The following is an 18105-nucleotide window of genomic DNA, read 5'->3' on the forward strand; positions in this document are numbered from 1 at the left end:
TCAGTTATCAGTTATCAGTTATCAGTTATCAGTTATCAGTTATCAGTTATCAGTTATCAGTTATCAGTTATCAGTTATCAGTTATCAGTTATCAGTTATCAGTTATCAGTTATCAGTTTACTGATATTACATTTTGGGCGCACGCGATGCGCCCCTACCATATAAAAACTGAATAATAAATTATTTAAAATTTGCTTTAACCTTTAGCCCACAAGAGTTAATTAGTTTAATTATTCTAGATAAGTTCTTAAATGCTTGACAAAATATATTGAATAATTTATAATATTAAGTAACCAAAAATCATGATAATGTGCTATGGACATAATCGGTTTTGAGGTGTTTGAAAAATAGTTTTTCAGTAATCAAATCTGGAATTTATGAGCATTTTAGAACTGATAGAAAAAAGACTAGAAGAAAACTTTGCCCTCCACGAACAATACCTAAACCCCCAGATGGTTAGGGTACTAAAAACGATCGGCTATGATCGCCACTACGTTAAAGCCCAAGGTCCGTACCTATTCGACAATCAGGGGGAAAAGTATCTGGACTTACTGAGTGGTTTTGGTGTTTTCGCCCTCGGACGCAATCACCCCAAGATCGTGCAAGCTTTACAGGAGGTATTGACGGCAGCATTACCCAATTTAGTCCAATTGGATGCTTCTATCCTAGCGGGATTGCTGGCCGAACGGTTAGCAGCGATCGCACCTCCCGGATTAGAACGAGTTTTCTTTGCTAATTCCGGCACGGAAACCGTCGAGGCCGCGATTAAATTCAGCCGCTACGCCACCGGACGCAGCCAAATTGTTTACTGTCAGGGAGGCTACCACGGGTTAACCATGGGTTCCCTTTCCGCCACTGGCGATCCCCATTATCGTGAGGGATTTGGCCCTTTTGTCGCCGATTTTAAGGAAATTCCCTTCGGTGATCTAGCTGCGCTCGAAAAAGCTCTAATTAACCAAGACGTAGCGGCTTTTATTACCGAACCGATCCAAGGTCACGGGGTGAGAATTCCTGAACCGAACTATCTCCCGGCGGCGGCTGCCCTTTGTCGTCGTTATGGCACTCTTTTTGTGGCCGATGAAGTGCAGACCGGTTTAGGCCGGACTGGCAAAATTTGGGCTGTAGAACATTGGGGGGTAGAACCGGACATTTTATGTGTTGCCAAGGCTCTTTCGGGTGGTTTTGTGCCAGTGGGAGCGGTTCTCTGTCGTCGCTGGATCTTCGATCGAGTATTCGATCGCATGGATCGTTCTGTGGTTCACGGTAGCACTTTTGGTAAAAATAATCTGGCCATGGCCGCCGGTATTGCCACTTTACAGGTGATTGAAGAGGAAAAATTAGTCGAGCGATCGGCCGTAATCGGTCAACAAATTATCGCAGAACTACGGCCCCTCGTAGATCAGTACGAATGTTTGCAGGAAGTGCGGGGATTGGGGATGATGATCGCCTTGGAATTTGCCGAGCCGAGCAGTTGGTCACTAAAAGCCGCCTGGAAAATGCTAGAAACCGCCAATAAAGGGCTATTTTCCCAGTTAATCGTCGTTCCCCTCTTTACCCGCCATCAAATTCTCTCGCAGGTTTCCGGCCACGGCATGAATATCATCAAGTTTATCCCCCCCCTCACCCTCTCCGATGAGGATTGCCGTTGGCTTGTCACCGCCGTTAAAGATGTGGTCGCTGATGCTCACCGCTTCCCTGGGGCCGCTTGGGAATTCGGCAAAACCTTGGCCAGCCAAGCTATCCGCCAAAAAACCGCCAAAAAATAGTTAATATGTCCAGTTTGTTTCATCCCCTCTGCGGTAGTAACCTTAGTACCCTATTACGTTTATTTTTGACCAATGGCGGCATCGATCGCCCCAATTTTGCCCCAGCAACCCTGGCGCTGGCAGTTACCCTAGCGCGACTGCCTTTTTCTACCCTAGAACGAATTTTGATGACAGGGTTTTATGAGCGCCGCGTGCAGGTAAAAACACCCATTTTTATTGTCGGCTATTGGCGCAGCGGCACGACCCATTTGCACAATTTACTCGGTCAATCGGAGCATTTTGGCTATATTTCGCCCCTAGCGGTGGGATTACCCTGGGATATCCTCGGTATCGTCCGCTTATTTCAACCGCTGCTAGAATTAGCCCTACCTAGCGATCGCCATGTGGATAACGTCGCTGTTACTCCCAATTCACCCCAAGAAGATTCGATCGCCCTGGCCAGCATGATCCCCCTTTCCTACTACCATGGTTTATACTTTCCCCAACGTTTTCAGTACCATTTCGATCGAGGGGTTTTTTTTCAAGGCTGCAGCGAGAAAGAAATCGCCAATTGGCAACGTTGGCATACTCATCTATTAAAAAAAGTTTCCATCCATCAAAAAGGCAAACAATTACTACTTAAAAACCCCGTTTATACGGCACACATCGCCAGATTGCGAGCTATCTGGCCCGATGCTAAATTTATTCATATCTACCGCAATCCCTATCTAGTTTTTCCCTCAACCCGCCACTTTTTTACCCGCATCCTACCGGAACTAGCACTGCAACCCTACGATAATTTATCCACGGATGAAATCGAGCAGGTAATTCTGAAAAGTTATCCTCCAATGCTTAATTCTCTCCTGGGAGATAGTGCCGATTTACCCGCCGATAGTTTTGTAGAAATTCGTTTTGAAGATTTAGAGAAAGAACCCCTAGCACAAATTGAGAAAATCTACGATCAACTGAAACTTCCCGACTTAAAAATATCTATGCCTCGCTTTGAGAAATATATCGCCAGTCTGCAAGGATATAAAAAAAATAATTATCCCCCAGAACCAAAAGCGATCGAGTTAGTCGAATCCCATTGGCTGCCATTTATTCAACGTTGGAACTATTATCAGTCATAAGTTATCAGTTATCAGTTATAATTCATAATTCCCCATCTCCCCACTACCCCACTTCCCGCTCTCCTAGACCTTTTAAACAGGATTTAGTAAGTACCTAAGCAAAATTAATTACACCTATCTAACTACTTCTTGCCTTTTGCCTATCCTAACCAATAAATTAATTTTACACGACTACTTATGAAATATCTTAAATTTATTTTTCTGGGTTTAGGTTTTGTTTTACTAGGGGTAATTTTGCGCCAAACAAATCTACAAGAAGTTTGGCAACAAATCACCCTAGTCGGTTGGCGGGGAATGACATTAGTAATTATTTTTTATTTCCTAGAATTCCTCACCGATGTTTTTACTTGGCAACTAACTTTTAAAAGCATTCCTATCCAACCTAGATGGACAATTCGCCTATTATTAATTTATATGGTAGGGGCAGCCTTTAATCGCGTGACTCCCTTCGCTTCTTTGGGAGGAGAAGGTTTTAAAGCAGTGATGTTAAAAACTCACTATCAGATTAGCTATAAAGAAACCAGTGCCTCGATTATTCTGACAAAAACGTTAAATACTGCTTCCCTTGTCTTCTTTGCAATTATCGGTTTTTTTCTGCTCCTAGCTTCTCCAAAATTTTCTAATTCTTTTAAAACTTTTACTGGATTAAGTCTCGCTATATTCTCCAGTTGTATCCTGATATTTTTCTTGATTCAGCGATTCCGTTTATCCTCCCGAATAGTTAATCGATTAGGTCATTCTTTTTTAGGCGATCGCCTAGCTAAACCTTTAGAAAATCTTCGCAGCGTCGATGATCGTTTAGGAGAATTTTACCGGAATCTGCCCCTATTTAGAAATGGCTTGATCGTCGGTTTTCTCAATTGGCCTCTCGGGGTTTTAGAAATCTATGTTTTAATGGAGTTTCTCCAACATCCGATCAGTTTTGCCGATGCTTGGTTATTTGATTCTGTTGCCCAATTGGTACGCGCTGGAACCTTTTTTATTCCCGCTAATATCGGTACTTTAGAAGGTTCTTTAGTGCTGCTGGGTGCTTCCTTAACTGGTAGTCTAGAATTAGGTTTAGCGATTTCTCTAATTCGCCGGGTTAAAGATATTCTCTGGATTATATTAGGTTTATTGATCTGGTGGCTATTTTCCCTAAGACCGACTTTACCCGATCGCTCTTCAAAATAATCTCAATCAGTCAACTCCCGATTATTCATCCTGTAATTTTTCGCGCACATTGCGAACAATCCGCGATAATTCAGTCTTTTCATCGACGCTAATTTTAGTTGGGGAACCACTAATAATCCGCTCGTAATTGCGGAAAGAATCCTTGATATCCGCCCCGTCCTGACTGATAGTATATTCACGAATCCCTTTATCGTGCCAAGAACCGCGCATCTTAAAGACGTTAATCGCTCGCGACATTTCGCCACGAATTTCCACATACTGCAACATTAAAATCGTGTCGGTAATCGTAGAAATATGGGATTCGGTGATCGAGTGCGCTCCCATAAATTGGTCGGTGGTATTGGTGAAAAATCCCGTAATTTCCTCCTGTTTGGCGTATCCTGTCACCCCGATCACAAATTGCCGAAAAGCATTATTTGTCACCCCCCGCGCGAGTGCCGATAGAGAATCAATAGCAATACGAGAGGGTTTAAATTCCGAGATTTCCGACTTAATCATCTGTAAATGGTCTTCTAATCCCGCCGATTCGGGGTAAGAACACAACAATTTTAATAATCCCTTGCGTTCCATTTCCTCAAAATCGATCCCCCAAGAAGAAGCATTTCGGGACAATTGAGCGCGAGATTCTTCATAAGCGAACAAAATCGCCCGCTCACCGCGCCGACAGCCTTCTTCTAGAAATTTACTGACTAAGAGAGTTTTACCCGTACCTGTTGCTCCTGTGGCCAAAATAATCGAATCCTTGAAAAAACCGCCTCCACACATATCATCAAGGGTTTTTACTCCCGAAGAAATACGGACATTAGAGGAGCGCTGAGTTAAACGCATCGCACCGAGGGGGAAGATATTAATGCCATCATTGGTAATAGTAAAGGGATATTCGCCCTTCATGTGGGTTGTTCCCCGTAATTTGAGGATTTCTGCGGTTCTACGTCGTCTTTCTCCCTCTAGCACGTTCCGCATAATTACCACATTATCAGAGACAAATTCTTCTACACCAAAACGGGCTACCGCTCCGTATTCTTCGATACGTTCCGTGGTCATAATTGAAGTCACTCCTAATAATTTTAACCTGGCGACGAGCCGAAAAATTTCCCGCCGCACCACTGACACCGCTTCGTACTGCTGAAAAACAGCAGTTACAGAGTCAATTGATACCAGTTTTGCTTTATATTTGGTAATTGCGTATTGAATGCGCTCGATCAGGGCCGAAAGATCGAAACTACCCACCACCTCTTGACCTTCCGGATCCGGAGAAGCATCGAGAATAAATAACTTACCCTGGTCAATTAATTCTTCTAAATCCCAACCAAAACTATAGGCATTTTGGATAATATCGGTGGGAGATTCTTCAAAAGTAACAAACAGGCCCGGATAGTCAAAATACTTGATCCCGTGGTAGAGAAATTGCACGGCAAGCAGGGTTTTTCCCGTGCCAGAAGTGCCACTAACTAAGGTAGTTCGCCCCATGGGTAAACCACCGTGAGTGATCTCATCAAAACCTTCAATTAGGGTTCTAATTTTGCGAACACCTTTGGGTTTAATCGGTGGATTTGATTGGCTATTAGAGTTAGATTGAGTCATTATTTATCCAGCGAGTATTTAAAGAGTAGGATTTTTATCTAATTTTTCCACAGAAACATATCAAGCCTGACTAGACACTTTACACCATCTCGATTTCCATTGACTCTTGACTTTCCTATAGACGTACTAGATTACGCCCCGATCATTTCTCCTTCAATAAATATAACCCGTCTAATCACCTATGGCCAAAGACCTAGCTATCATTTTCTCGTTCACGAATTTCCTCGTACAGTAAGTCTAAACCGATCAGAACCTTCTCTCGATCGGACAAATCACCGATAATTTTCCGCACCGGGGGAGGGAGGACTTTCGCAAGGGTAGGAGTAGCGAGAATCTTGTCTTCCTCCGCTAGTTGTGGGTTTTTCAGCACGTCAATCACCTTGAGCGCATACACTCCCTGAAATTCCTCTTCTAGGATATTTTTCAGGGTTTTTAAGGCACGCACAGAGTTGGGTGTATTGCCAGCGACGTACAGTTTTAAAACATAGGTTTTTTTGAAGACGCTCATAGGTTAGGATCAAAGGGGCTGGGGATACGAGTTCATCGCTATTTATGGGGGGAGATTTTAGTCTATTCCCAATAATAAATCATAAGGGATATCCTCGCGAGGTATGGAACGACGATACATTTCCCCCAAGTGAGCAAGGATATCAATAAGGGCGAGACGATAATCTAGGAGAATTTCCTCACTTCTGCCTTCTAATTTTAACTGTTGGGAAAATTCGTCCATTAACTCCATGTGAATTTCCAGAATTTGCGACACCGAGAGATCGGTAAAAAAGACATTATTAACCAACTCGTCGATCGCTTGATTAATCGGATAATCCTGTTGGAAGTAATTTAAAATAATCTCCCGATAATCTGCTCTTACTTCCCGCAGTAATTCTTTTTTTTCCTCTGGGGCAAGATTGCGATAGAATAGCTGCGGGTTGCGTTTGTAGTAAACACCTAAATAGCCGAGTCTTTCTTTTAATTTTTCCGCTAAACGGCGCTGTTGTAGGAGGAGAAAACTGTGATTATTGGCCACGGGATTTGGTTGGTTAACAATCGTAGTCCGCTCGGAAAAAGAGCAGTTAGGAGCTAAATGGAGAAACCTAGCGATCGCTTGGTCGATGACGGCGGTGATGCTGTCTAATTCCTTGACGGTGATTTGTAATTCGGCACTATGATAGAGACAGGTGGGAGAGTCATTCGTTCCGGCAGTGATGTTTTTGTCAGCGACAATGATCACTACGGGCAGTAAAATCCCCGCTTCGTAGAGTTGATTAAAAGTCGGCTGTAGGGAAGGATGAGAGACCACCAGCAAACAATCGATTTTTTCCTTCTCTGCTTCGATATTAGCCAGTAATTCGCTAGAAGAAGACCCCAGGGTTAGATTATAGCGTTCATTAGCCAATAAAGCCGTCAAAGAATTAACCAGACCCAACGGACTCACCCCCGTTAAGGGTGAGTCCGTTGGGACAAAAGCATAAATAGTCAGTCTCGGAGGCAACGTTTTCTCACCCGCAAGGTAGATAGAAATTGACAAACAATAGGTTAGGCTTTCTCTGTTGAGAAGACAACCCCCCCCCGCCATCAGCTAAAGGAAGTTAAAAGTTAACTTTGCTTTTTGGCAGTGGGTATCGTAGTTAATTGTAATCAATGGAGCGGTTCTCTAGATGAGCGAGCGTCATAATCAAGGTAAATTCAAGTTCTAGGACGACTAATAGTTTGGCCATCAGTTTGTTAATTATGCCCTAAAGTTACCGCCACCGCCCTCCCCAATTATCCCCATGCCTAGCGTTACCCTCAGTCTCCATCACTTTAATCAATCTGTCACTACCTGTGAATTAATTATCGACAGGGCCAGTCTTTGCGATTTAATTAACACGGGCAATCCAGAAGCGATCGTGGTGGTGGATGAGCGGTATTGTCCCCTAGGACTGATTGAGAGTCAAGCCCTGATTGCTTACCTCCTCTATCAACAACAGCACCCCGAAACCAGAAACCCCTCCTGCAACCGTCTCGATCTAAGCGGTTGGCTGCGTCCAATTATCCCTCTTAACTCGCGCATGGCCGTGAGTGAGTTTCTCGCCACCCTGACGGCAGAAGCGATCGCAAAAGCCCCTATTTTAGTGGATGCTCAGGGCAAACTGTTAGGACGCTTAGACACGGGCAAACTTCTGCAATTTTGTCTCGGGCGCTCGATTCTCGATGATCCTCCCCCGCATCTCCGCATCAGCGATCGCATTACCCCCCCCCGCAGCGATCATCCTCTGGAATTTCTAGAACAATTACCGCTGCCGCTGCTGCTCTACAGTCCAGAAGCGGGAATTTTATACCAAAATCAGGCTTGGTGTCAACAAATCGGGGCAGCTTTCCCCGCTAATATCGATAACTCTGCCTTGGCTTTAGTTAATGACCCCTTAACCCTCCCATCCCCCACTCCCCCCCTGTTTCCCCAGCGTCTAGAAACGGTGACATCGGGTTTAACTAAGACTTGGCGCCTGTTGTCCGTGCCGTTAAATTTAACGGATAATTATCCTTTGATCGAGAAAGCTTCAGGACTATGGTTACTGTTAGCCACCGATATCACCGAACAACAGCAATATTGTCAGGAATTAGCGGTTAAAAATGCCGATCTAGTCCATTTAAATCGTCTTAAGGATGAATTTCTCGCCTGTGTTAGCCATGAGTTTAAATCGCCCCTCACCGCCGTTATCGGTCTCTCCAGTCTGCTCCGGGAACAAAAAATCGGTGAACTTAACCCCCGACAGTCCAAATATGCCGATTTAATCTATCGCAGCGGTCGCCAGTTGATGGCTTTGGTCAATGATCTCCTCGATTTAACCCGCCTAGAGACAGGACAACTACAATTAACTTTATCTAGAGTCAAAATCGATCGCCTCTGTCAACGGGTGTACGATATCATCGTCGATAAATATCCCCAACGTCTCGATCTCCCCAGCAGCTATCGTCTTGACATCGAATCGGGGTTAGACTATGTTCTGGCCGATGAAGCCCGTTTACAACAGATGTTAGTGCATTTGTTAGATAATGCGGTAAAATTCACCATTGATGGCGGTAATTTGGGCATTAAAGTTAATCGTTGGGAAAATTGGCTGGCTTTTACCGTCTGGGATACAGGAATCGGTATTCCGGAAGAATCCCAGCATCTGATTTTTCAGAAATTCCAACAGCTAGAAAGTCCTTTCACCCGTCAATTTGAGGGTGCAGGTTTAGGTTTAGTCCTCAGCCAAAAATTAGCACGCTGTCACGGTGGCGATCTATCTTTTGTCTCCAGGGCCCAGGAAGGTAGTGAATTTACTTTACTACTGCCGGTTCATCCCCAAGGTGCCGATCAGGAGTCCGCCACTCCCCAGCGTCTGGTGTTGCTGGTGGAAGCTAATCCCCAAGTGATCGAACAGTTTGTCGATCGCTTGAGTGAATTGGGATTAAAAACCATTATCGCTCGTAGCGGCACTGAGGCGATCGAAAAAGCCCGTCAGTTAAAACCCCGTTGTGTTTTTCTCAATCCCAATCTACCCCTCTTGTCCGGTTGGGATGTGTTAACGCTGCTCAAATCCCATCCCCAAACCAAAGATATAAAAGTTATTGTCACCGCCGCTGATTCCGAGCGCAACCGCAGTCAACAGCAAGGGGCCGATAGTTTTCTGGTTCCGCCGATCACCTCAGCTGCGCTGCAAGCTTGCTTAAATCTGACCGTTTCCCCCGTTCCTAGCCGAAAACGGCGCACTGCTCCGACTCTGCTGCGTTTACACGGTCATTATGCCCCCAATTTCTCCGATTTATCTTCCTTTAGCTGGATTTGGAATAATCAATTAGTCCGGGAAAATTATCGTTTTATCGAGGCCGATAGTTGCGAACAGGCGGAACTTTTAGCTACTGTCTGGGAGGTGGACGCTATCTTAATCGATAGTTCGATCACAGAGGATTTATACTCTTATCTACAAACCTTGAGCAAGTCGGAAACCCTAGCTAATTTACCCCTAGTCACCCTTGATGTGGCTGTCACCGAGGTGGCCAATCAAATCCCCGGTTTAGCCGTTTTTCCCTGTTTGGCCCCCCCAACGGAAAACCGCATTGAACAGCTATTAAAGGTAATCGAGACTGCTGATCTGGCTTTTTCTCGCCACAAAAAACGGTAAGGGCAAGTCATACTATAGCAATTCTCTGACTTATGAGGTACAGTAGCAACAGTGAGTAAACCAATTGCGAATATCTTTTTGAGTAACTTGTAACATAGCCAATTCAATCCCTTCTATTAAGTCTTTGTAAGTTCTCGCCTTCAGTTTTCTTAACATCGCTTTGACTTTTGATCAAAAGTTTTCAATAGGAGAGAATTCGGGAGAATAAGGAGGTAAATATAGCGTTTCCTGTTCGCAAGAGGTACATTATCGATGTTGAAAAGTTTAATCAGCAAAGATTAAACTGTGCCACACAGGTGTGAGAACTGCTATATATTGACTGATGCGACAACTTTTTCTAAGCTTATAGCACTAATTATTGAAATATTTCTCCCTCTTTTTTGTGGTTTTCTTCCCCGATCTCTTTGGCCAATTAAGGCTCTAGCATAGAGTCTCAAAAGGGCTAAATTCACCCCCGATTCATCGATGAAAATTAGTTTTGATGCCTCAATTTCCCGAACTTGGGACCAGTATTCCACTCTTTTTTGCTGCACCCTGTCACTTTCTTTTTCCGCCGCGTGTAGTGTTTTTTTTTGAAGCTGTAATTGAGTTTTTGCGTAGGCTGCCCCAGGGTGGCTCTATTGACTTTCACCTGTGTCTTTTCATACAGTAAGTCCGATAATTCTTCGAGAGTTGCATTATTGTTAGCTTCGATGATTTCTATTAAAATTATCAGTTGTTCACTATTTAACTTGCTTGGCGAACTTCCCCCTTGCGGACGAGGACGGATATCTCCTGTTTCTTTATGTTGCTTCAATAACTTCTGAATAAAGCTTTTGGCCACGTCAAATCTCTGGGCTAGTCCTCGAATGGAAATTTTTTCTTTCTTCCAGACATCGATAACTTTTTGGCGAAAATCTACGGAATAGGGTCTCATAGGAAGCTGGCGAGTTCTATTATTTATTTGTCTATTTGCTTTCCATTGTACCTCATAGCTCCAATAATTGCTATATCTGATAACTGATAACTGATTAAGACTTCACTCCCAGATTAAAGAAAATCGTTCCCCGACGCACAGAATTTTCACTGCCTTGGCTGCTAATCGTAAGAGAACGCAGATTATTAAATAAAGGCTTAATCGATAATTCTAACACCCGCACGATCGGGAATTTTGCCTCGATTACCGGTTGCAATTGTCGCCAATCGACGTAAAAATAACCATCATTTTCTGCGGGTAAAGCAGTAATTGCCTGTCGAAACTTACCACTACTTAAAATGGGGTTTTTCTGTGCAGATAAAGCTAAACCCATCGCTTCCACAGAACTAGCGATAATTTCATAATTATCGACCCTAGTATGCACTCCCGTCACGATCGTTTCTAGTTGCGCTTTTCCTCCCGGGACCGCCGTGGTTAACTTTGTCCAAGCTGTCACCGTTCGATCGAGTAAAGGCAGATTAACCACATTATAGCCGCGACTGCGGGCCAACTCATCCAAATGCTCGATCGCACTGTCCACCTCTACCCCCATCACCCGTTCCCCTACAAAAACACTATCGGGTTCCATCCCCTTTGAATTAGGCACGAGAGCGAGACTATATTCGCCTCTAACCCAGCTAAAAACGTCTTCAGGCAAATTTAAACCTAAAGGCGACTGGAAGCGGTTTAAGACCTGTGTTATTAATTCCTGTAGGGGACTATCTGCTTCTAAACCCTCCTCTACCTGAGTCCAAAAACGATTTAAATCGCGACTAGCGGCGACTAAAAGGCTATTTTCGCCGATAAAAGATAATGCTCCCACGGGACTAGATAAAATTGGTGCTTGGTCATCCTGTCCTAAGACTCCAATTAAGGCGGTTTGAGCGACTATTCCCCCGGATTTGAGGGAAAAAGCCGTGGCTAATCGTTGTTTTGCTTCGGGACTCTCCGGGACGGGTTGATTAGCGATCCAAGCCGATAACGGGGGTAAATTGCCGTAAACTATAGCTATATGCGGTTCGGTGATATTTTTGAGAGCTTCTCGGTAATCAGGGCTATTTTTTAGGTTTAAATCCGGTACTTGCACGTTATTAAGTGCCTCGCGCAAAACCTTGATATTATTGGCAAAAAGCACCGTATCACCCACCACGGCACTAGCGAGAAAACGATTATTATCTCCTGCGGTCAAGGGACGTTGATAAATCAGGTTAACTCCCTTGTAGAGTTCAAAAACGAGGTCAAATTTGCCCGAAACCGCCTGTTTTGAGTAGGAAGCTTGCAGAAATTCCTTAGCGCGTTCACCATCTTTACTTTGAATTGCCAAAAGATAACCCGGTTGGATACCATTATCGGTATCGCGATCGAAATCTAGGGAAGTAACAGCGAGGGTAATTTCCTCCCCTAACCAGGGTTTGATTTCCTTTTGATAATTTAATCCCGTTTTACCGAGCAGAGTTTTTTCTAAATCTTTAATTTGTTGGTGGGAACGTCGTCGATTAGCCGGTGTAGCGATTAATTGACCAAAAGACTCTAAACGTTCGGGATTGACTAGCAAGGATACCATAACCGGGGCCTGTTTCGGCACAAAAATCGCCGCCGCCGGTTCCCGCAGCACCCCACCTTTGAGCAAAGACAGAGGACTATCGGCGAGAATCCAAGCAAAACTGGCTGTAGCGACTCCTAGGAGAATGATTACCGTCGCACCTAAAATATAGAAAAACGATCGCAATTTCACAACCTTGTCCCGAGATGAACCATTAGCTATTTTAAGCCGGCAAATGTCCCAAGAATTTCGATCGCTACAATTCTTACCAGACTGACAACGGATAACTCGCCACCGATAACTAATTTTTACCAGCCTTTTTCCGCTTGAGCGAGGACATAGTTAGCTACAGCTTCGATATCTTCAGCGCTGAGACGACCACCGAAAGCAGGCATCGCCCCCATACCTTTGGTAACTTGGGTAACGATAGCTTCAACGGAATCTTTGCCGTATTTAACTAAATCTTCTTTTTTCAGGGTTTTAGCGGCATTAACCACGTTTTTACCGCCCATGTGGCAGGAAGCGCAGTTAGCACTGAAAATCGAAGCCCCATCAGCTAAAGCCGGACGAGCCATACCGAAAGTAACCACAGCCAAGAGCAAGCACAGGGAAATTAATAGTCTTTTCACGATTGGTTCTCCTCTATTTCTTAAGAAATTCCCCAACCATCGTCAGAAAAAACCGGTTTTCTTGTCAAAAGACAAGCTGTCAAACTTGGTGTAGAATTAATTCATAGGACAGTTAAAAGCAAACTTTTACTTTTTTGTCAAAAGACAGGCTGTCAAACTTGTCATCTTCCCTCGTGTAAAGGATTAACAAGCATGAAAAAATTAGGTTTATTGTTCGCTACCGTGGCGCTAGTCCTCTCTAGCTTCTTCTTCAACACTGCCGCCGCTTCCGCCGAAACCTTCACGGTGAAGATGGGCGGTGATGCAGGTACACTACAATTTGATCCCCCCACCCTCACTATTAAAGCAGGAGATACGGTGAAATGGGTCAATAACAAACTTTCTCCCCATAACATAGTTTTCGATAGCACCAAAGTTCCCGAAGCCCAGGCTGCTAAATTATCCCATAAAGGTCTGGCTTTTTCCGCCGGTGAGTCCTTTGAAAGCACTTTCAGCGAACCGGGTACTTACACTTACTACTGCGAACCCCATCGCGGTGCCGGTATGGTCGGAACGATTACTGTTCAGTAATACCATTTTTCTTTATTCGCGTCACAACGAATGAAGGTTTGGCAAGCATTCGAGCGTGGATGTCTGTCATGGATTTAGAAATTTGGTATAATTATCCGATTTTAGCCAAAAATAACTCGCGTTTAACTGCCGCGGGTTGTTTTTTTTGGGAATTATGAAGACTTTTCAGTTATCAGTAAACAGTAATCAGTGAGGTTCTTCAGTTGGGGCTCTTCTGGTTTTTGTGTGGAAGGAAGAAGAATAGGGATAATTTGGGTGCATCTCAATTTTGTCGAAATATGTAGATGACATTTTGGGCGCGCGCAGTTCGATAAACTCACTGACCACGGTGCGCCCCTACCATTGGCGCAATGATAGGATTGTAGGGGCGAATTGCATTCGCCCTCTTTGAATAACTGCTGCTGCTCACCAAGTATGTGAGGGAAAGTCACAAAATTGAGATGCAGCCGATAATTTTCGGGAAATATAGTCTTTAAAGCCTTGTCTGGCAAAACTCCTACGAATAATAAGCACTGATTATCACACAAAGTCGAGAAGCTCCCCATTTCCCCTACTTTAATCTATCAGGTATCTTCTTTATCAGAAATCACCTAGGGAAAGAAACCTCTTTCATCTCTGGTGGTGAAAATTTTTTCATCGGGACTGCCTCCTGTCCCCTACCTTCGTTAACCACTAGGGAAAATCAAGCCTTTTGGCGAATTGATTAAAAAGCCATTAACTCCTCTTGCCAAAACAGGCCACAACCTGATAAACTAATCACAGCAAGGCTTCAGGGAACAAAATAGGGCGATTTATCCCCAAGAGGGATTGACTTTTACGAAGTTTTATGATTGCTCAACTAGAAAGTCCCCGAAATCTGGTGATTAAGAGTTTTAGCCTGTTGGCTACTGGACTGACTAAGCAGACCTAACAAATTCAACTGTATGATACCGAGTCAAGACATCGGCGAGGCAGTAGATTCAGTCAGAAAAACTGACGCACAAGACTTCTCTAATTTAATGCCTAGACCTGGCTGGTAACAAGTGGCGGGTTTAGGTAGAGTTTGTTTTTGGTATTGAACCCCGATTCTTGTAGTTATTTACCCGCTTTAGTAATTGTCAATAGGGATTTTAAGCCCGTAATTCGTTGAAAATTTCTATTTATTCGCAAAAATCCCCAGTCGCTCCCTGTACTAATTTTGGAGATCGACTTCATGACCAGTAATTTTCCCCAACCAATTCTCTGGAAATCACCTTCCAGAACAATTCAGTCATTTTATGAGTAGCAATGCCTTAACTGATCGTGAACATCTAATCGAACTGTATAATCGAGGTGAACGCAACTTTGCTGAAGTCAGACTTAGCGGAGTCAATTTAAAGAGACAGTGTTTAAACCAGATTAACCTAAGTCATAGTTACTTAAGACAAGCCAATTTAACCGAAGCTTGTTTAATTAACGCCAATTTCAATGCCGCTTCCCTGGAAGAAGTTAATTTAAGCAAAGCTTGTCTTATCGACGCTAACCTAACTAAAGCCGCTCTTTCTGGGGCAAATTTGCGCCAAAGTAACCTAAGCGGCGCAATTTTGAGTAATACTGTTCTCAAAAAAGCCGATTTAAGTTCTGCCTGTTTAATTCACAGTAGCTTACTTTTTGCCCAACTGTTCAAGGCGAATCTGGAAGCGGCTAATCTCACCTCAGCCACTTTAACCCATGCCATGGCGGAGAAAGCCAACCTAAAACGGGCTATTCTCACTCGTGCTATTCTTAGCTCTGCTAATCTTAGCCATGCTAACTTAAAAGAGGCTAACCTAATTCGAGCCTATCTCTATCAAGCTAATCTGGAAAACTGCCATCTTCAATACGCCGACCTCAGCTATGCCGATTTGCGCGGGGCGGATTTACGCGGGGCGGATTTACGTTATGCTAACCTGGAAGGAGCTAATCTGACGGGAGCTAACCTCAATTGTAGTGATTTTGAGGGAGCTAACTTAACCGGTGCCGATTTAAGCAAAACTGACGCTAATAAAGCCAATTTTCGCCAGGCTAACTTAACCGGTTGTAATCTTCTCGGCGCTAATTTAGCCTCCGCTAACCTTTCCGGTGCTAACCTACACCAAGCAGGATTACTCTTAAGTTATTTAGTGGGAAGCAATCTTAAACGAGCTAATCTCAAACGAGCTAACTTAATCGGGGCGATTTTAACCGAAAATAATCTTCTTTCCGCTTCCCTCGAAGAAACTATTCTTCCTAACGGTAGTCGCGGCAATCTCCTTTCCTAAGATTCCTAGAAAAACCCGGTTGTAGAGACTTTTCCGCCGAGGTTTCTATAACCGTGGGGTTTTTCTTGGGGTAATGATGAATTATGAATTATAAATTATGAATTGGGAGTGGGGAGTGCTGGAGTTGGGAGTGGGGAGAATAAATAAAAATAATCTCCTGAATAAGCTAAGACGCATTTAAACCGCTTATTCTTAGATTAGCCGAACCTCCCCCAATCGCTTTACTGTTGCCTTTTGCCTCTTGCCTCGTCTCAAAAAGCAATTTAAATTACGAACAGCTTACTGTCTCCCGTCTCCTGTCTCGACTAGGAAATTGATTTTGCACGACTACTCAGAGCCTTCAAGGCCATGAACCGAAGATAATGCCGAACAATTACTTTATTTTACTGATAACAGGCGTTTTTTCGGGCTTATTAGCGGGTTTATTCGGTATTGGGGGTGGCACTATCTCCGTGGCGATCCTGTTAAATTTGGGCTACAGTTACGGGGAATCGGTGGCTACCAGCAGTTTAGCGATCGTTTTTACTTCCCTAGGGGGTACGATCCAAAATTGGCGATTAGGTTTCCTCAAATGGCAGCGAGTTCTCCTCTTAGGTTTACCCGGGATTTTTACGGCATTTATCGGGGTTTATCTGGTCAAATCTAGCCCTAAACACCTCCTAGAAGCGGCTTTTGGTTGTTTTTTGCTGCTCAATATCTATTTAACCAATCTCAAGCAAAATTTAAGCCAAAAAGAGTCAGTTTCTGCTATTAGATTAAATCCTAATCTAGCCCGTCTGCTAACCGGAGGAATCGCCGGATTTCTAGCCGGTATTTTCGGAATTGGTGGTGGAGCGATCATGGTGCCACTACAAATGATTTTTTTGGCAGAAAAGATCAAAATCGCCATTGTCACCAGTTTAGGTGTGGTTTTACTCAATTCGATCGCCGCCTGTTTCGCTCATGCCCAAGCCGGTTATATTCTTTATCTAGAAGGGATTATTTTAGGTATCGGTGGTTCTCTAGGTGTACAAGTAACCACTCGTTTTTTACCGAAATTACCCGATCAATTGGTGCGGATTACTTTTTATATTTTTCTGCTACTGATGGCCATTTATTTCTTGATCCGCGCTTGCTCTTAGACCGTTTTTCTGAAGTAATGGCAGAGATATACTTTAGACGTTCATAATCTGAGATTTATTAAACTTCTGAAATCTTAGAGTCAGCAAGAAATACAGTTCTTTTTTATGTTTCAGATGGGCATCATTCAGACATTCATAAATAGCTGAAGAAAAGTCAGAAAAGTTTTCATAATATTTACCATATAAACATTTCTTTTTGACAAATTTTCACGGGTGCATCTCATTTTTTTAAATCTACTAATTTGGGATTTTTCAGGGGAAACTTTCTCCTAAAATTGGGCGTTACTTTCGGTTTTATCACTCAATCCAAGCTTTTGGGGGGTTCTACCCCCCGCGCATTAGCTTAAGTGTGAGATGCTTACACGCGATTGTTCATATTTTTGTACTAATTTAAGAGTCACTGATAATTACTGATTGTCGGTATTTCTGCAAATATGGGATGCACCCAATTTCCACCGCCTTTCAATTAAATTTAGATTAGGCGAATAAGACGGCAGATAGAGTAGATCTATTGACAAGGAAAGAGCTAATTCTTCAACAATTTTACATTTTTGATAGCGGGCATCATCTAATACCAGAGTGATAAGCTGTTCGTAATTTAAATTGCTTGTTGAGACGAGGCAACAGGCAACAGTAAAGGGATTGGGGGAGGTTCGGCTAATCTAAGAATAAGCGGGTTAAATGCGTCTTAGCTTAGGAATTATTAGTCCTAAAGCAGCTATTTTTTCAATAAGTTCACAGACTTGAGTTGCTGTAATATAATTGTTATATGTTACCAGAATAACTTCATGATTTATTGCATTTAATGCTCCTAAAACATTAAAGCGTTTGCGCCCGCTCAGTGACTTAACTAACAGTCTCTCAAAACACCAAATAAAACCGAAAAAAGCTCCCATAACAAAGTGAGCCGCATCAACAAAAAAAACAGCCCTTTTTCCTTCTTTAGCCTCATTTAGTCTCGGTTCTAGCTTTTTTTCTTTGTAGTCTTCTTGTTCATCCCGGTCAGCTTTAGAAGGAAGAGAACCTACTTTTAAACATTGAGTTCTTTTCTTCTTCCGTGAATTCTAGGTTAATCATGTTTTTAATAAGTGCTTTGCTTCTAATTAACTAGGTAGGCGTTAAAAGTTGTCAGATGCCCCCCTTATTAAGGGGGGATTAAAGGGGGGACTAAGGGGGGATCGGCACCCCCCTTATCAAGGGGGGCAGGGGGGATCGAACCTAAAATCCATTTTTAATTTAATTATAACCA

General features: G+C 43.4%; 12 protein-coding genes and 5 pseudogenes. 7 read left to right on the top strand and 10 right to left on the bottom strand.

What is annotated here, in order from left to right; genetic code table 11:
- Positions 1-377: 377 nt before the first annotated feature.
- The 3 genes from IM496_RS09695 (at position 378) to IM496_RS09705 (ending at position 4048) form a co-directional block, all read left to right on the top strand.
- Complete coding sequence (locus IM496_RS09695) at positions 378-1766, top strand: aspartate aminotransferase family protein (protein ID WP_287661826.1); 1389 nt, start codon at positions 378-380, stop codon at positions 1764-1766.
- 5 nt (positions 1767-1771) lie between these two features.
- Positions 1772-2875 (top strand): sulfotransferase family protein, encoded by a 1104-nt coding sequence (locus IM496_RS09700; protein WP_287661827.1) that lies wholly within the window; start codon positions 1772-1774, stop codon positions 2873-2875.
- Positions 2876-3052: 177 nt separating this feature from the next.
- The gene (locus IM496_RS09705; RefSeq protein ID WP_194015763.1) at positions 3053-4048 is read left to right on the top strand and encodes a lysylphosphatidylglycerol synthase transmembrane domain-containing protein; all 996 of its coding nucleotides are present in this window, start codon (positions 3053-3055) and stop codon (positions 4046-4048) included.
- A 21-nt stretch (positions 4049-4069) separates the two neighbouring features.
- Here the strand turns inward: IM496_RS09705 and kaiC are convergent, their stop codons facing one another.
- The 3 genes from kaiC to IM496_RS09720 form a co-directional block, all read right to left on the bottom strand.
- Positions 4070-5632 (bottom strand): circadian clock protein KaiC, encoded by a 1563-nt coding sequence (kaiC, locus tag IM496_RS09710; protein WP_194015761.1) that lies wholly within the window; start codon positions 5630-5632, stop codon positions 4070-4072.
- Positions 5633-5825: 193 nt separating this feature from the next.
- Positions 5826-6140, bottom strand: a complete 315-nt coding sequence (kaiB, locus tag IM496_RS09715) for a circadian clock protein KaiB (RefSeq protein WP_002733742.1) — start codon at positions 6138-6140, stop codon at positions 5826-5828.
- Between the two features lie 57 nt (positions 6141-6197).
- On the bottom strand, positions 6198-7124 hold the full coding sequence (locus tag IM496_RS09720; protein WP_194015759.1) for a circadian clock protein KaiA: 927 nt from the start codon (positions 7122-7124) through the stop codon (positions 6198-6200).
- A 280-nt stretch (positions 7125-7404) separates the two neighbouring features.
- Here IM496_RS09720 and IM496_RS09725 point away from each other — a divergent pair, with 280 nt between their 5' ends.
- Complete coding sequence (locus tag IM496_RS09725; protein WP_287661828.1) at positions 7405-9780, top strand: ATP-binding response regulator; 2376 nt, start codon at positions 7405-7407, stop codon at positions 9778-9780.
- Positions 9781-9810: 30 nt separating this feature from the next.
- Here IM496_RS09725 and IM496_RS22690 read toward each other — a convergent pair.
- From IM496_RS22690 to petJ, 4 genes and pseudogenes are all read right to left on the bottom strand, one after another.
- Positions 9811-10002: pseudogene (locus IM496_RS22690) on the bottom strand (transposase); the annotation flags it as partial.
- A gap of 88 nt (positions 10003-10090) precedes the next feature.
- Positions 10091-10696 (bottom strand): annotated as a pseudogene (locus tag IM496_RS09730) (transposase); the annotation flags it as partial.
- A gap of 94 nt (positions 10697-10790) precedes the next feature.
- Positions 10791-12470, bottom strand: coding sequence for a DUF3352 domain-containing protein (locus tag IM496_RS09735; protein ID WP_287661829.1), 1680 nt, complete (start codon positions 12468-12470; stop codon positions 10791-10793).
- Positions 12471-12586: 116 nt separating this feature from the next.
- Positions 12587-12907, bottom strand: coding sequence for a cytochrome c6 PetJ (gene petJ / locus IM496_RS09740; protein ID WP_002732729.1), 321 nt, complete (start codon positions 12905-12907; stop codon positions 12587-12589).
- Positions 12908-13099: 192 nt separating this feature from the next.
- Here petJ and petE point away from each other — a divergent pair, with 192 nt between their 5' ends.
- From petE to IM496_RS09755, 3 genes are all read left to right on the top strand, one after another.
- Entirely contained in the window at positions 13100-13477 is a 378-nt protein-coding gene (petE, locus tag IM496_RS09745; protein WP_008203920.1) for a plastocyanin, read from the top strand.
- Positions 13478-14733: 1256 nt separating this feature from the next.
- The gene (locus IM496_RS09750; RefSeq protein ID WP_287661830.1) at positions 14734-15735 is read left to right on the top strand and encodes a pentapeptide repeat-containing protein; all 1002 of its coding nucleotides are present in this window, start codon (positions 14734-14736) and stop codon (positions 15733-15735) included.
- Positions 15736-16097: 362 nt separating this feature from the next.
- Positions 16098-16856, top strand: coding sequence for a sulfite exporter TauE/SafE family protein (locus IM496_RS09755; RefSeq protein WP_104397213.1), 759 nt, complete (start codon positions 16098-16100; stop codon positions 16854-16856).
- A 33-nt stretch (positions 16857-16889) separates the two neighbouring features.
- On the opposite strand, the pseudogene IM496_RS09760 reads toward IM496_RS09755, so the two are convergent.
- The 3 pseudogenes from IM496_RS09760 to IM496_RS09770 form a co-directional block, all read right to left on the bottom strand.
- Positions 16890-17063: pseudogene (locus IM496_RS09760) on the bottom strand (IS630 family transposase); the annotation flags it as partial.
- Positions 17064-17305: 242 nt separating this feature from the next.
- A pseudogene (locus IM496_RS22695) lies at positions 17306-17518 on the bottom strand (transposase); the annotation flags it as partial.
- 33 nt (positions 17519-17551) lie between these two features.
- Positions 17552-17896: pseudogene (locus IM496_RS09770) on the bottom strand (IS630 family transposase); the annotation flags it as partial.
- Between the last annotated feature and the right edge of the window lie 209 nt (positions 17897-18105).

The organism is Microcystis sp. M049S2 (genome assembly GCF_020245625.1).
Classification (GTDB): Bacteria; Cyanobacteriota; Cyanobacteriia; order Cyanobacteriales; family Microcystaceae; genus Microcystis; species Microcystis ichthyoblabe_A.